The sequence below is a fragment of the Burkholderia sp. JP2-270 genome (assembly GCF_003233675.1).
GTDB lineage: Bacteria > Pseudomonadota > Gammaproteobacteria > Burkholderiales > Burkholderiaceae > Burkholderia > Burkholderia pyrrocinia_C.
The window spans coordinates 1,353,609-1,369,526 of the sequence record NZ_CP029825.1; the positions used below are offsets into that span (position 1 = coordinate 1,353,609).

Annotated in this window: 11 protein-coding genes; 7 read left to right on the top strand and 4 right to left on the bottom strand. The window is 68.0% G+C overall.

The genetic code is table 11. From position 1 onward, the window contains the following. Window positions 1-161: 161 nt before the first annotated feature. Window positions 162-2,606, top strand: coding sequence for a DUF3772 domain-containing protein (locus DM992_RS23970; RefSeq protein ID WP_111018928.1), 2,445 nt, complete (start codon window positions 162-164; stop codon window positions 2,604-2,606). Window positions 2,607-2,835: 229 nt separating this feature from the next. Here DM992_RS23970 and DM992_RS23975 read toward each other — a convergent pair whose 3' ends face one another. Further along, window positions 2,836-4,347 (bottom strand): aldehyde dehydrogenase family protein, encoded by a 1,512-nt coding sequence (locus DM992_RS23975; RefSeq protein ID WP_111018929.1) that lies wholly within the window; start codon window positions 4,345-4,347, stop codon window positions 2,836-2,838. A 629-nt stretch (window positions 4,348-4,976) separates the two neighbouring features. Here DM992_RS23975 and DM992_RS23980 point away from each other — a divergent pair. The 3 genes from DM992_RS23980 (at window position 4,977) to DM992_RS23990 (ending at window position 8,751) form a co-directional block, all read left to right on the top strand. After that, entirely contained in the window at window positions 4,977-6,557 is a 1,581-nt protein-coding gene (locus DM992_RS23980; protein ID WP_111018930.1) for an amino acid permease, read from the top strand. A gap of 136 nt (window positions 6,558-6,693) precedes the next feature. After that, window positions 6,694-7,962, top strand: coding sequence for an FAD-binding oxidoreductase (locus tag DM992_RS23985; RefSeq protein WP_111018931.1), 1,269 nt, complete (start codon window positions 6,694-6,696; stop codon window positions 7,960-7,962). A gap of 114 nt (window positions 7,963-8,076) precedes the next feature. Continuing rightward, window positions 8,077-8,751: a TetR family transcriptional regulator gene (locus DM992_RS23990; protein WP_111018932.1), complete on the top strand. Its 675-nt coding sequence runs from the start codon at window positions 8,077-8,079 to the stop codon at window positions 8,749-8,751. 57 nt (window positions 8,752-8,808) lie between these two features. Here the strand turns inward: DM992_RS23990 and DM992_RS23995 are convergent, their stop codons facing one another. Both DM992_RS23995 and DM992_RS24000 read right to left on the bottom strand, forming a co-directional pair. Beyond that, a complete protein-coding gene (locus tag DM992_RS23995) occupies window positions 8,809-10,596 on the bottom strand; it encodes a phospholipase D-like domain-containing protein (RefSeq protein ID WP_111018933.1) in 1,788 nt (595 codons plus the stop codon). A 105-nt stretch (window positions 10,597-10,701) separates the two neighbouring features. Next, entirely contained in the window at window positions 10,702-11,460 is a 759-nt protein-coding gene (locus tag DM992_RS24000) for a DeoR/GlpR family DNA-binding transcription regulator (RefSeq protein WP_111018934.1), read from the bottom strand. Window positions 11,461-11,675: 215 nt separating this feature from the next. On the opposite strand from DM992_RS24000, the gene DM992_RS24010 reads away from it, so the two are divergent. The 3 genes from DM992_RS24010 (at window position 11,676) to nadE (ending at window position 14,123) form a co-directional block, all read left to right on the top strand. Continuing rightward, window positions 11,676-11,861, top strand: coding sequence for a hypothetical protein (locus tag DM992_RS24010; RefSeq protein ID WP_006480515.1), 186 nt, complete (start codon window positions 11,676-11,678; stop codon window positions 11,859-11,861). A gap of 246 nt (window positions 11,862-12,107) precedes the next feature. Beyond that, complete coding sequence (locus tag DM992_RS24015) at window positions 12,108-12,977, top strand: DMT family transporter (RefSeq protein WP_111018935.1); 870 nt, start codon at window positions 12,108-12,110, stop codon at window positions 12,975-12,977. 240 nt (window positions 12,978-13,217) lie between these two features. Beyond that, window positions 13,218-14,123: an ammonia-dependent NAD(+) synthetase gene (gene nadE / locus DM992_RS24020; RefSeq protein WP_111018936.1), complete on the top strand. Its 906-nt coding sequence runs from the start codon at window positions 13,218-13,220 to the stop codon at window positions 14,121-14,123. Window positions 14,124-14,198: 75 nt separating this feature from the next. On the opposite strand, the gene DM992_RS24025 is transcribed toward nadE, so the two are convergent. After that, on the bottom strand, window positions 14,199-15,875 hold the full coding sequence (locus DM992_RS24025) for a peptidase S1 (protein WP_111018937.1): 1,677 nt from the start codon (window positions 15,873-15,875) through the stop codon (window positions 14,199-14,201). Window positions 15,876-15,918: the final 43 nt, after the last annotated feature.

Here is a 15,918-nt window from a genome sequence, read left to right on the forward strand (position 1 = left end):
CGCGCCGTTTCGCGCCGGCGCGCACCGCCGGGATCGCCGAAAACGGGGTACGCAATCGGTGCAACCACGCGTTCCGCGCCCCGGTAACATGCTACCGGGCCAACTACCGGCTTCCGGATGCCTTTCGGCGACCGGCATTGTCGGAAAATCGTAAGCATTCCATGTTCATACAACGACTATCCACGCACGCCCGCCGGATCGCGCTGATCGCGCTGCTGCAGTTCGCGGCAATCGCGACCGCGTCGGCATTTCCGGCGGCTGCTTCCGCCCCGGGCGCGAGCGGCACGGACGCGTCCGTGCCGGCCATCTCGCTGAACGACGCCGTCGCGCAGCTCAAGCAGATGCAGGCCGAACAGGACCGCATCAAGCAGCAGACCTCGACCGCGTCCAACAGCAAGGAACTGGACGCGCTCGACGATGCGACGCAGGAGCTGAGCACCGATGTCGCGAAGCTGCAGAGCGAGCTCGTTCCGCAGCGCGCGCAGATCCAGGCGCAACTCGACGTGCTCGGCCCGGCGCCTGCGGAAGGCGCCGCGCCGGAAACGCCGGCCGTCGCGAAGCAGCGCGCGACGCTGACCGCGCGCAAGACGCAGCTCGATGCGGCGCTGAAACAGACCGCCGACCAGAAGGCCAACCTCGCGAACCTGACCGAACAGTTCGCTAAGCTGCATCGCAGCCTGCTGAAGAACCAGCTCGCGTTCCGTTCGAGCGGCATCTTCAGCGCGCAGTTCTGGCTGCCGCTGTTTCACCTTCCGCCGGACGACGTCCAGCGGCTCGAGGATTTCAACGACGAACTGCGCGACATGCTGCGCTCGTCGTGGGTACCCGGACAACGGCCGATCACCGCGCTGCTGCTGGTCGCCTCGTTCGCGATGTGGCTCGGCGGCCGCCGGCTCATCGAGCGCGGGCTCGCGTGGATCTGCCTGAACCGCCTGCCGCCCACCCGCTTGCGCCGCAGCGCGCTGGCGCTGTCGACCGCGCTGTCGACATTCCTCGCAACCGCGTTTGCCGTTCAGATCCTCTACCTCGCCGTCGCGCGCCACTACGAGCTCACGCCGGCGCTGACCGATCTGTGGGACCAGTTCGCGAAGCTCGCGGCGACCTGCGCACTGATCGCCGGGCTCGGCCGCGCCTTGCTCTGCACGAAGCATCCGTCTTGGCGCCTGCCGGCGCTCGCCGATCCCGTCGCGCTCGCGATGAAGCCGTTCCCCGGCATCCTGGCCGCGCTGCTGCTGATGTCCGGCACGCTCGAATCGATCAACCGGATCGTCGACACCAGCCTGTCCGTCACGCTGTTCGGCCGCGGCATCGTATCGCTCGTCGTCGCGCTGACGGTCGGCGCGTCGCTGCTGCGTTCGAACCGCGCGCGCAGCGCGCTCGCGGCGGCCGGCGAGGCGCCCGAGCAGCGCTCGACGCTCGCCGGGCTGATCCATGCCGGCGTCACGCTGGCGATCGTCGTGTCGCTGATCGCACTCCTGATCGGCTACGTCACGGTCGCGCGCTTCATCACCTACGAACTCGTGTGGTTCGAGATCGTGCTGTGCGCCACCTACATCCTGATCCAGTTGACGCGCGACGCGAGCGAAAGCCTGTTCTCCGCGGGCCTGTCGACGGGCCAGCAGATCAAGCACCTGTTCGCGCTCGAAGACCGGCACCTCGACCAGGCCCGCACGGTCCTGTCCGGTTTCGGCACGAGCCTGCTGATGCTGATCGCGGCCATCGCGCTGCTGACGGGCGGCTTCGGCACGACACCGGGCGACCTGCTCGACAGCGCGGTCGCGATGATCGGCAGCCAGCGGCTGCAGAGCCTGAACATCATGCCGGACCGGATCCTGAACGCGGTAATCGGCTTCGCGATCGGCTTCTACCTGCTGCGTTCGCTGCGCCGCTGGCTCGACGGCGAGTTCATGCCCGCGCTCGGCATGGATACGGGAATGCGCGTGTCGCTGATCACGCTGTTCACCAACGTCGGCTACGTGCTGCTCGTGCTGATGACGCTCGGGCTGCTCGGCGTCAGGTGGAACAACCTCGCGTGGATCGTCAGTGCGCTGTCGGTGGGCATCGGCTTCGGCCTGCAGGAGATCGTGAAGAATTTCGTGTCGGGGCTGATCCTGCTGACCGAGCGTCCGGTGAAGGTGGGCGACATGATCAGCATCGCGGGCGTCGAAGGCGACATCCGCCGCATCAACGTGCGCGCGACCGAGATCCAGCTCAGCGACCGCTCGACCGTGATCGTGCCGAACTCGCAACTGATCTCGCAGAACCTGCGCAACGTGACGATGGGCAACAGCACGCAGGGCGTCGCGACGCTGGTGCTGACGTTCCCGCTGAACACCGATCCCGAGCAGGTGCGCGACCTGCTGCTCGATGCGTACCGCACGCACGAGGCGATTCTCGAGAAGCCGGCGCCGTCGGTAACGTTCAGCCAGCTCGCGCCGGACGGGATCACGCTGAGCGTGACGGGTTACGTGTCGAGCCCGCGGATCGCGAGTTCGACGAAGAGCGATCTACTGTTCGAGATCCTGAAGCAGTTGCGTGCGGCGGGGATCACGCTGTCGAGCCCGCAGATGCTGGTCGTGCAGAACATGCCGACGGTGGAGAAGTAACGGGCGTTGCGCGCGAGCGCGTATTCGACTTGAACAGGCTGTCCGCGCTCGATGTGAAGGCTCACGACATCGTCCCCGGACACCGCTCGTTCGTCGCCGGCCCGCGTCAGGAATCCCGATCGGCGCCGACGCGCACGATACCCGATCGCCCCAAACACAACGGGCCGGCACCGCATCGCGGCAACCGGCCCGTTTCATCGTCAAGCGGCGCAACGCGCGCCGCGCGACATCACACGTCGAACTTCACGCCCTGCGCAAGCGGCAGTTGCCGGCTGTAGTTGATCGTATTCGTCGCGCGACGCATATACGCCTTCCACGCATCCGAACCCGACTCGCGCCCGCCGCCCGTTTCCTTCTCGCCGCCGAACGCGCCGCCGATCTCCGCGCCGCTCGTGCCGATGTTCACGTTGACGATCCCGCAGTCGCTGCCCGCCGCCGACATGAACTGCTCGGCCTCGCGCATGTCGTTCGTGAAGATCGCCGACGACAGGCCTTGCGGCACCGCGTTGTGCACGTCGATCGCATCCTCGAAGTTGTCGTAGACCATCACGTACAGGATCGGCGCGAACGTCTCGCGCTCGACCACCGCCGATTGCTTCGGCATCCGCACGATTGCCGGGCGCACGTAGTACGCATCCGCGTGACCGACGTCGACGCGCTCGCCGCCCTTCACCTCGCCGCCCTGCTCGCGTGCATCGGCCAGCGCCTTCTGCATCGCGTCGAACGACGCGCGATCGACCAGCGGGCCGACCAGCGTGCCTTCTTCGAGCGGGTTGCCGACCTTCACCGACGTGTAGGCCTTCTCGATGCGCGGCAGCAGTTGCTCGACGATGCTGCGATGCACGATCAGGCGGCGCAGCGTCGTGCAGCGCTGGCCGGCCGTGCCGACCGCCGCGAACGTGACCGCGCGCACGACGAGGTCGAGATCCGCGCTCGGCGCGACGATCATCCCGTTGTTGCCGCCGAGTTCGAGGATGCCGCGCGCGAGACGCTGGCTCAGCACCTTCGCGACTTCCGTGCCCATCCGCACGCTGCCCGTCGCGCTGACGACCGGCACCTTCTTCGACGCGGTCAGCACCTCGCCGACATCGCGCATGCCGAGCACCAGCTGGCTCAGCCCTTCCGGCGCGACGCCCGGATGGGTCTTGTCGAACTCGCGCAGCGCCTTCCCGAGCAGCACATGGCAGGCGATCGCGGTAAGCGGCGTCTTCTCCGACGGCTTCCACACGACCGGGTCGCCGCACACGAACGCGAGCGCCGCATTCCATGCCCACACCGCGACCGGGAAGTTGAACGCCGAAATCACGCCGCACACGCCGATCGGGTGCCACGTTTCCATCATCCGGTGGCCCGGGCGCTCTGACGCGATCGTGAGGCCGTAAAGCTGGCGCGACAGGCCGACCGCGAAATCGCAGATGTCGATCATTTCCTGCACTTCGCCGAGGCCTTCCGACGTGATCTTGCCGGCCTCGAGCGTGACGAGGTGGCCAAGCGCGGCCTTGTGCTCGCGCAGCACGTTGCCGAACACGCGCACGAGTTCGCCGCGCACCGGCGCCGGCACCGTGCGCCACTTGAGGAATGCGTCGTGCGCGGCGTCGATCTTGCGCTCGGCGTCGGCGGGCGTGTCGACGGCCAGCGTCGCGAGCGTCGCGCCGTCGAGCGGCGAACGCGCGGTCAGCGCATTGCCTTTCCACTGGGCGAGATCGATATCGAGCGCGGCAAGAATGTCGTTGAATTGCATCACTTCCTCTTCAGGGACAGATTGATCGGTGCGGCGGCGGCGCCGCCCGCGTGATTCGATTGGAGCGCGTTCGCGCGCCATGTGCAAGCGGATGCGCAGCTCGGCGGGCCCGGTGCGCCGCACGGCGCATCGTGCTGCGCCGCCGCCGGAAACCCGGCCGGACGGCGCGCCCCAGCCTCGCGGGGCACGATCCATGAAACACATTGTCGGCGGCCACAAGTCGGGCCGCTATTGATATTAACTCACGACTTCATTCCCAAAACGCAACACCTCGGCGGCCCGGACCGATGCTTTTTAGTGCTGATACGGGACGTTTGCAAAGCCCCTAGCCGGGCGGCCGGACGCGTCCCGACGCGACGCAAGTTGATGACAAGGCCGCATCACCCTGTTCGGAAATATCGTTTGCCGCCCCATGCATCGGGCACACACAATCGGTGCGACGTCGAGGTGCAACGCACCCGGCGCGCCGCCGGCCGCCACTACGGCAGCCGGACGACAGACGAACGCGACACGCATCGCGGCCCGGCTCATCCGGCCCGTTCCCGCGAAGCACCACCGCTGCCCGGCCGGCAACGCGTCGCGCTTCGTCGCCGAAAAAACAATCCCGGAGACAGCGCCCAGCACCCGCCATGCATTCAGATGCCCGCCCCGATTCGCCCCGTCCGTCCGGCTCGCCGCCCGCGAAGCCGTCCCTTCACCGCGCGCTGCAGGCCCGCCATCTGCGAATGATCGCGATCGGCGGCTCGATCGGCACGGGCCTGTTCGTCGCGTCCGGCGCGTCGATCTCGCAGGCCGGCCCCGGCGGCGCGATGCTCTCATACATGGTGATCGGCCTGATGGTCTATTTCCTGATGACGAGCCTCGGCGAGATGGCCGCGTTCATGCCCGTGTCGGGTTCGTTCGCGACCTACGGCGCGAAGTTCGTCGACGAAGGCTTCGGCTTCGCGCTCGGCTGGAACTACTGGTACAGCTGGGCCGTGACGCTTGCGGTGGAGCTCGTCGCCGCGCAGCTCGTGATGCACTACTGGTTTCCGCATGTACCGGGCGTCTGGTGGAGCGCGCTGTTCCTCACACTGATCTTCGCGCTCAACGCGCTGTCGGTGCGCGGCTTCGGCGAAGCCGAATACTGGTTCGCGCTGATCAAGGTGCTGACGGTGCTCGCATTCGTCGGCGTCGGCCTGCTGATGATCTTCGGAATCATGCAGGGCGGCCCGAGCGCCGGATGGGGCAACTTCACGATCGGCGACGCGCCGTTCGCCGGCGGCTGGGCGACGATGCTCGGCGTCGCGATGATTGCGGGCTTCTCGTTCCAGGGCACCGAAATGATCGGCGTCGCGGCCGGCGAATCGGAGAACCCGCGCACGACGATCCCGCGCGCGGTGAAGCAGATCTTCTGGCGCATCCTGCTGTTCTATGTGCTCGCAATCTTCGTGATCGGCGTGCTGATTCCCTATACCGACCCGAGCCTGCTGAAGAGCGACGTGACCGACATCGGCGTGAGCCCGTTCACGCTCGTGTTCCGCCACGCGGGCCTCGCGTTCGCGGCCGGCGTGATGAACGCGGTGATCCTGACCGCCGTGCTGTCGGCCGGCAACTCGGGCATGTATGCGTCGACGCGGATGCTCTACAACCTCGCGGTCGAAGGCCGCGCGCCGAAGGTGTTCGCGAAGCTGTCGCCGGGCGGCGTGCCGCGCAATGCGCTGTACGCGACGACCGCCGTCGGCGCACTGTGCTTCCTCACGTCGCTATACGGCGACAAGACCGTCTACCTGTGGCTGCTGAACACGTCGGGCATGGCCGGCTTCATCACGTGGCTCGGCATCGCGGTCAGCCACTACCGGTTCCGCAAGGGTTTCCTCAAGCAGGGCTACCGGCTCGACCAGCTGCCGTACCGGTCGAAGTGGTTCCCGTTCGGCCCGTTGTTCGCATTCGCGCTGTGCGCGGTCGTCGCGCTCGGCCAGGATTACCAGGCATTCCTCGCCGACAAGGTCGACTGGGCCGGCGTCGCCGCGACCTACGTCGGCCTGCCGTTCTTCCTCGCGATCTGGCTCGGCTACGCGCTCGTGCGCAAATGCCGCCTGGTGCGCTATGAAGACATGGAGATCGCGCCGTGGATCGAACGCAACGCGACGCCCGAAGTAGCACCGCAGGCCGAAACCGGCTATGCAGGCTACGTCGCCCGCCCGGCCAACCCGGCGCCGGGCGCCTGACGGCCCGCATCGCGCCGGCCGCCGCCCGACCGCGGCGGCCGGCGCCCTGACAGCTCCCATTCGACGCGCCGCGCGCGTTCAGGCAAGATCGACGCGCGCCGTCCGTTTTTCCGCCGTTACGAGTCAACGAAATCGCATGCAGAACTTCTACGAAGCCACCGTTACCCGCCAGCCCTACCCGCAACTGTCCGGCACGATCGACACACAGGTCTGCATCGTCGGCGGCGGCCTCGCCGGCCTGTGCACGGCACTCGGCCTCGTCGAGCGCGGCGCGCATGATGTCGTGGTGCTCGACAGCGAACGGGTCGGCTTCGGCGCATCGGGCCGCAACGGCGGCTTCGTATTCGGCGGCTACAGCCTCGACAACGCCGACCTGCTGCGCACGCTCGGCCGCGACGAAGGGCGCCGGCTGTACCGGCTCACCGTCGATGCGGTCGACCTGATCCGCGCGCGGATCGCGCGCTACGGGATCGACTGCGACATCGTCGATGAGGGCGTGATGCTCGCGAACTGGTTCGACGATCCGTCCCGGCTCGACAGCGTGCGCACGCTGATGAAGCGCGAACTCGGCGTCGACTGGGAACCCGTGTCCACGGACGCGCTGCGCACGCGGCTGAAGACGCAGCGCTACTACGGCGGCCTGTTCGAGCCGAACGCATTCCACTTCCATCCGCTCAAGTACGTGCTCGGCGTCGCGGCGGCCGCATCGCGCGGCGGTGCGCGCGTGTACGAGCGCTCGGCCGCGCTCGGCATCGAACGCGAAGGCGCCGGGTACGTCGTGCGCACGGCGCAGGGCGCGGTGCGCGCGAAGGACGTCGTGTTCGCCGGCGGAGGCTACGCGCGCGGCGTGTCGCCGCGCATCGAACGCGCGGTGCTGCCGATCGCCACCTACGTGATCGCGACCGAACCGCTCGGCGCGCGGCTGCCGGACGCGATCGACGCGCCGTACGCGATCTACGACACGCGTTTCGCGTTCGACTACTACCGCCCGCTGAAGGACACGCGCATCCTGTGGGGCGGCCGGATCTCGGTGCTCGACCGCGGCCCCGACGCGATCGCGCGCCTGCTGCGGCGCGACCTGCTGCGCGTGTATCCGCAACTCGAAGACGTGAAGATCGAATACGCGTGGGGCGGGCTGATGAGCTACGCGCGGCACAAGATGCCGCAGATCGGCCGCGACGCGGACGGCGTGTGGCACGCGATCGCGTTCGGCGGCCACGGGATGGCGCCGACCACGGTCGCCGGCGAAGCGCTCGCGGCCGCGCTGGCCGAAGGCCGGCCGGTGCCGGACGGCTTCGCCGAGTTCGGGCTCACGCGCACGTTCGGGCTGGCGGGCCTCGCCGCCGCGCAGCTCACGTACACCGCATACCAGGCCCGCGACGCGCTCGCGTCCTGCCGCCGCTGAGCGGCCGCGGCGGCCGCAACTGCCCGCCGATTAGAGCGGAAGGTCGGCAGGACGCGGATTTCCCACATGCTAGAATGCCCCGTCCCAGCCGCCGCGAAGCCAGAACAAATTCACATGAAAGCAGGAAGCAAGGCCGCCACGTCCGAAAGCCGCGCGCTTGCGTCCGATGCGCGGCGCAAATACGATCCCGAGCAAACCAAGCGCAACATCCTCGATGTCGCCACGCAGGAATTTTCCGCGATGGGCCTCGCCGGTGCGCGCGTCGACGCGATCGCCGAGCGCACGAACACGACGAAACGGATGCTCTATTACTACTTCGAAAGCAAGGAAGGCCTGTACGAGGCCGTGCTGGAGAAGGTGTACGGCGACATCCGCGCGCTCGAGCAGGAACTGCACGTCGGCGACATGGAGCCGCGCGAAGGCATGCGCCGCCTCGTCGAATTCACGTTCGACTATCACGACAAGCATCGCGACTTCGTCCGCCTCGTGTCGATCGAGAACATCCACGGCGCGAAGTATCTCGAACAGCTCAAGTCGTTCAAGAACCGCAACGTCAGCATCATCAAGACGCTCGAGGAACTGGTCGAGCGCGGCGCGGCAAGCGGCGCGTTCCGCAAGGACATCGACGCGTTCGACCTGCACCTGCTGATCAGCTCGTTCTGCTTCCACCGCGTGTCGAACCGCTACACGTTCGGCGCAGCGTTCGGCCGCGACCCGTCGGCGCCGCGCCTGCGCGCGCGTCATCGCGACACGATCACCGACGCCGTGCTGCGCTACGTCGCCGCGTAAGCGGCGGCCGTAGCAGCCGGGGCCACGAAACGTCCGTGCCCTTCGCGCGTCAGCACTTCAATGTGTCGGCGCGGCCGACGCCAGCGCGATCCGCGCCTTCTCTTCCGGGCTTCCCGCCACGTAATACTTCTTCGCCCAGCTCGAATCGGGCGCGAGCGCGAGCCGCGCATGCGTGCCCGTGCCGGCGCCGTGCTGCTTCGCACTGATCGCCAGCGCCCGTGCGCGATAGTGCTCGTAGAGCCGCAGGAATTCCGCCAGATAGATCGCCGCGATCCGCTTGTCGCGAATCTCGAGCAGGTTCTCGTCGTTGTACTGTTCGGAATTGCGGCTCATGTTCGCCGAGCCCGTATAAACGACCGGATTCGCGCCTTCCGCATCGATCACGATGAACTTGTGATGGATCACGACGGGCGGATAGGCCGGCGCCGGCTCGCCCGGAAACTGCCGCAATTCCGGCTCGAAGCCCTGCGGCACCGTTGCCGGCGAGAAGTACTCGGCATCGATCACGTCGTGGTTGTCGCGGCTGCGGTGATACAGCTCGAGGTTCGCGAGCGTCGCCGCATCGAGCGGCTGGCCGGCCTGCTGCGCGGCACCGGCCTTCGTCGCGCTGCCGATGTTGATCTTGTTCACCAGCCCGAACATCATCAGCCCGCGGTCGCCGGCCGCGAAGCACGCGTCTCGCAACGCCGCGTCGGTCGGCATGAACAGGCAGAACGACACCGAATGCTTCGCAGCCGCGATCGCGGCGACGATCGTATCGATCTCGGTGCGCTGCCCCGACGGTTCGGGCGAGAACGCCAGCCGCACCTGTGCGCTGCCGATCGTCATCGGCGCCGACCAGCCCGGCGACAGCCGCGCCGTCTCCGCGATCGACGGATTGCCGGCCAGCGCATGCGCGCGATCGTTGTACAGCGCGGCAAGCGCGGGCGAGTCGAACGCATGCAGCACGTTGGCCTGCTCCGTCAGCCCCTCGGTCGTGAAGTTCGCGGAACCGGTCAGCACGCGCGCGGGCGCCGGGTTCGACGGCGCATCGGTCACGATGAACTTGTCGTGCATGATGTGCGTCCTGTCGCGCGGCGCGAGCGTCGCGAGCCCTTGCAGCGCGTCGACCGCCGGCTGGTTCGGCGAAGGCAGCGGCGGCTGGCCCTTGCGCGCCGTCGTGTGCGCGTCGTAGACGATCGCGAGCGACGCGTCGCCGTGCTTGCGCCCGAACGCTTCGAACGCGGGCAGTGCCCACAGCGTGTCGGTCAGATGATAGACGGCCGACGCCGCGCGCGACGCGGGGTCGAGCATCTCCGCGAACACCTGCTCCATGTCGTTCGCGAGCCACGTGCGCAGCTTCAGCGCCTGCGCATCGCTCGGCGCCGCATTCGGCGCGAGCCCCAGCGCCGCGACCTGCTTCGCGAACGCCTGCGAACTCACCACCGCGCGGTTGAACCACGTGCCGATGCCGTCCTCGATATGCGCGGGCAGCACGACGTCGCATACACCGGCTTGCGCGTCGAGCACCTGCAGGCTGTCGGGCGTGCCGACGATCGGATACACGTCATAGCGGAACGACGCGTCGCGGTCCTGCGGATCGATGCGCGCGTCCCACCACATGAATTTCTGGATCGGCGCCTGGTCGGTCGGCGCATCGCCCTGCGTGTCGGCGGCCGGGCCGTCGAACGTCAGCCGGTTGGGCAGCCAGCTGTTCGGCGCGCGCGTCTTGCCGTCGGCCGACCAGAAGCCCGGCGTGCGCCGGATCGCGAAGCCGAGGAAATCGGTACGCGTCGCCGCATCGGGCCAGTCGAAGGCCAGCAGGACCAGGGTGGGGGAAAGATAGCTGCGCACGCTGACGGTCATTCGTTGCTCCCTGGCCGCGAGGCCGGTCGAAATGAATGGGTCAGTGTCGGCAGAGGTTCTTCCCGCAGGATGACGGTACGATGAACCTTGTATGTCGGACGCGCGTCAGCAGCACACGAGCAGTTCGATCCCGCGCGCGGTCAGGGCGCGGCGCACGGCCTTGTCGGGTGCACGTTCGGTCACGAGATAGCGCGCAGCAGCCGCGCCGTTGATCCGCACCGGCGTCACGCGGCCGAACTTCGAATGGTCGGCGACGATGATCGCCGTGCCGGCCGCTGCGATCATCCGGCTGCGCACTTCCGCCGCGATCCGCGAGTAGTCGGTGCACTCGCCGTCGGCCGTGATGCCGCCGGCACCGACGAACGCGAAATCGACATGGTATTGCGCGAGCTGGTGGATCGTGTCGAGCCCGAAGGTCGCGTCTTCGTCGTCGGACAGCTCGCCGCCGAGCAGCGTCACGCGGTTGCCGTTGCGCCGCGCAAGCACGAACGCGGTGCGCCAGTCGTTCGTGTAGATCGACAGCCGGTGCCGGTCGGCGAGCGCAAGCGCAACCGCATGCGGCGTGCTGCCCGAATCGATCAGCACGGATGCGTCGTCGGGCACGAATTCGGCCGCGCGCCGCCCTATCGTGCGCTTCGCTTCGGCGTTCGCGGCTTCGCGCTCGGACAGGCTCGGTTCGCGGCGGTCGGCGGCCAGCGCGCCGCCATGCGTCATCACGAGCAGGCCGCGCGCGGCGAGCGCGTTCAGGTCGCGCCGCACGGTTTCGCGCGACACGTCGAGCGAGCGCACGAGTTCCGCGACCGACAACGCGCCCGACCGTCCGAGCTCCGACAGAATGTATTGATGACGTTGTTCCGCCAGCATCGCGTGTGCGCCCGGGGCGACTGGTAATGGGTAAGCTGGGCATTGTATTACGGCCGCTTTACCGGTATTTGACTGCGGCGCGAAACGCGGCCGGGCGGCCGCCACATTCCCCCAAAGCGAAATTCTGTATTGCCTGACGCGCGCGAATCGGCACGGCGCCGGTTGCTACACTTTGCGCTTCGCCGAACGACAGACCAAGCAAAGGGGCTCGCACCATGTATCGCAAAGGCAGCGTGATCGAAATCCAGTTTCCGCCCGAACGACTCAACGATGCGGCCGGCGATCCGTACTGGATCGACCTGACGCTCGACGAGGCGCGCCGGCTCTACGAGCAGCTCGCCGCGCGCTTCGCGACCGACGCGCGCGCCAACCAGCCGCTCGACACGTTCTCGATCGACTGATCTCCGCAGCTTCGCGCTTGCCCGCACCGCTAGCGGTGCGGCGCCCCTCCCGTCCGCGCCCCGCTAGCGCTTGCGGATAGCAGGCCCGTGCGGGAAGCCGGAGGCCGGATGCCCGGCGCGCAACGAGCGCCGGCGCATTCGCACGAGGCGCGGCACGAGTGCAGGATTCGACAAGACGCCGGTGCCGCTTCCCCCGATACTGGCCGACTTTACGGTTCCGTCCGGCCGCATCGCGGCCCGCCTCGCATGCTTACCTCGATCGTCGCCGCCGCTTTCGTCGCGCTGTGGTCCACCGGCTTCATCGTTGCACGGGCAATCAAGCCCTACGCCGATCCCAACCTGTTCCTGCTCGCGCGTTTCGCGGGCACGGCCGCGCTGTTCGGCGCGGTTGCGCTCGCCGCGCGCGCGCCGTGGCCGGCCCGCCGCGAGTGGCCGCGCCACCTGATCGCGGGCGCGCTGCTGCAGGGCGTCTATCTCGGCGCGAGCTACTGGGCCGTCGCGCAAGGGCTGAACGCGGGCGTGATGGCGCTGCTCGGCGCGCTGCAGCCGCTCGCCACCGCCGTGCTCGCCGTCCCGCTGTTCAACGAGCGGCTGCCCGCGCGCGGCTGGTTCGGGATGGCGCTCGGACTCGCCGGCGTCGCGCTCGTGCTGGCGCCGAAGGTCGCGGGCGGCGTCGCGCCGCCGCCGGGCGCAGCGCCTGCGTGGTTCGTGGTCGCCGTATCGGTGCTCGCGGTCGGGTCGATCACCGCCGGCTCGCTGTACCAGAAAGGCAAGCTCGCGCAGAGCGACCTGCGCACCGCGGTCGCCGTGCAGAACTTCGGCGCGGCGATCGTCGCGGCGATCTTCGTCGCGCTGCTGCATGAAACACGCTGGATCGGCGCGCCCGCGCTGTGGGTATCGCTCGTGTGGGGCGTCGTGTTCCTGTCCGGCGGCGCGGTCACGATGCTGATGTGGATGCTGCGGCGCGGCAACGCGGCGCGCGCGACGTCGCTGCTGTTCCTCGCGCCGCCGCTTGCCGCGCTGCAGGGCTACCTGCTGTTCGGCGAGACGCTCGCGGTGATCCAGCTATTCGGCTTCGCGCTCGCGCTGGCGGGCGTCGTGCTCGCGCGGCGCTGACGCGGGCACACTGCACGCGGTCGTACGTCCGCGCCGATACCGGCCGCCAAACTCATCGCAGCCGGTCACGCGGATGCCCATCGCACGGCATCCTGCACCCGCGCGGCACACCATGCACCACGACGACGCAGCGCGTCTCGCCGAAGCAACGCAAGGCGGCCGGATCGCACGCCCGGCGCGGCGCCCCGCCGCGATTGCGCTTATGATGAGCGCCTTGCATTTCGTTCCGGAACCACCTTCATGACATCCGCCGATTACGCCAGCCGCCAACGCGCGATCATTGCCGAACTGAACGTCGCCCCGCACTTCGACGCCGAGGGCGAAATCGCCCGCCGCGTCGATTTCCTCGCGCAATACCTTCGGTCGACCGGCCTGCGGACCTACGTGCTCGGCATCAGCGGCGGCGTCGATTCGTCGACGGCCGGGCGGCTCGCGCAACTGGCGGTCGAACGCCTGCGCGCCGACGACTACGATGCGCGCTTCATCGCGATGCGTTTGCCGAACGGCGTGCAGAACGACGAAGCCGATGCGCAGCGCGCGCTCGCGTTCGTGCGCGCGGACGAGGAACTGACCGTCGACGTGAAGCCGGCCGCCGATGCGATGCTCGCATCGCTGGTCGCATCCGGTCATGCGTTCGATACGCCCGCGCAACAGGATTTCGTGCACGGCAACATCAAGGCGCGCGAGCGCATGATCGCGCAGTACGCGGTGGCCGGCGCACGGCGCGGCATCGTGATCGGCACCGATCACGCAGCCGAATCGCTGATGGGTTTCTTCACGAAGTTCGGCGACGGCGGCGCGGACATCCTGCCGCTCGCGGGCTTGAACAAGCGCCGCGTGCGCGCAGTCGCCCGCGCGCTCGGCGGCGACGAAGCGACCGTGATGAAGGTGCCGACGGCCGATCTCGAGGAACTGCGCCCGCTGCGCCCCGACGAGCACGCATACGGCGTCAGCTACGACGAGATCGACGATTTCCTTGAAGGCAAGCCGGTCAGCGACCATGTGTACGAAACGGTGCTGCGCTTCTACGACGGTTCGCGCCACAAGCGCGCGCTGCCGTACACGCCGTTCGACTGGCCGACCGCGCAGGCCGGCCACCAGCACGAAAATACCGTCGCATCGCAATCCGGCGCTGCGGCCGCGTGACCGGCCGGCCGCGCCGGAACCCGACCGCCACGCGCACCGAAGCGGCTAGGCGCGGCAACCAAACGACGGGCAACGCTACGCGTGCCCGCCCGTCTTCTTCGCCTGCAGCGCGCGAATCCGCATCCGCGCGCCCGTATCGCTGACCGTCGCGTCGTACATCGTCGCGAGATCCCGCTTGAGCGCGGTGCGCGAACCGCCGTCGAGATACACCATATGCCCCGACGGATAGAAACGCGCGGACAGGTTCTGCCGCACCTTCTGATCCTCGAGCGGCATCTGCTGCAGGTCGATCACGGTCTGGTAGAACGGCGTGACGAAATCGTACAAGCCGTTCGCCGACAGCACCTTCAGGTCGACGTTCAGCGCCATCACCGCGGCGAGATCGCCGGCCGTGTAGAGGATCACGTTCCCCTGCGCATCGATGCCCTGCTGCGCGCCGGTCGGGTCGATGTGGCCGAAATCCCAGTTCCGGAACGCCTGGTCGTTCAGGTCCGTGAACGCGGAATTCGACGTGAACTTCAACTGCTCGTTCAGGTAGCTGTTCCACATCGCCGTATAGACGCCCGTCACGGCCGTCATCGTCGGATCGTTGCCGCCCGAGTTCGGGTCGATCTTGCCGGCGATGCCCGTCGAAATCGCGGTCACGCGGCCGTCGTACGAACCGAGCGAGAGCCCCTGCGCATGCAGCAGCGTCGTCAGGAACAGCGAATTGCCGCGCGCGTCGTAGCCGGCGATGTCGAGGCTCCACGATTGCAGCGTCGCCGTGTCGATGCCCGTGTATTGCGACAGTTTCTGCACGGCGGCCGGGTCTGCATGCGGAGCCTTGCGCAGCGCGTTCAGGTAGTCGGTGCGCGAGAACTGCGCGACTTCCTCGACGAACGCGCCGAGATCGGCCGGCGCCGGCGTGACGCCGAGTTTCTTGTGATACCACGCGTCGGCCGCGGCGGTCGGTAGCGCGCCGACCGGGTTGCCGGCCTGCCGGTAGTCGAGGATCGACGATTGCAGCGTGACGCCGTTCAGGTCGACGCCGTCCTCGTGCAGCTTGTACGCGAGCACGCAGCTGCGCGCGGTGCCGTACGATTCGCCGAACAGGTACTTGGGCGAATTCCAGCGGTTGTTCTTCGTCAGGTAGCGCTTGATGAACTGCTTCAGCGAATCCGCATCCTGGTCGACACCCCAGAAGTTGCGGTTCTTGTTCGGCGCGACGGCCGCCGAATAGCCGGTGCCGACCGGGTTGATGAACACCAGGTCGCTGTGGTCGATCATGCTGTCCGGGTTGTCTTCCATCTGGTACGGCGCGGGCGGCGTGAAACTCGGCATCGACGTCTTGATGCGCTTCGGCGCGAACGAACCGAGCAGCACGAACACCGACGACGAACCGGGCCCGCCGTTATAGAAGAACGTCACGGGCCGCGTTTCCTCCTTCGCGCCGTCGGCCGTGAATGCAACGTAGAAGATCTTCGCGGCCGGCTGCGAACTGCTCGGGTCGACCGTCACGAGATGGCCGACCGTCGCCGTGTACGCGATGCGCTTCCCGTCGATCAGGATCGTGTGATGCGTGATCGCGGCCGCTTCGGTCGTGTCGGTCACCGAATCGTCGGGGCCGTTGCCGTATGCAACCGGATCGAAGAACGGCTGGTCGCGGCCGTGGCTCAGCGCGACCGGATTGATGGTCGGCGGCACGCCATGCGAATTGTGGTCGCCGTGATGCAGCGGATACACGCCGCCGGAAGATGCGGAATCGATGCCCATCGTGCTGCTCCTGGAGGTGAAAAAAGACGCGGGCAGGAAACCC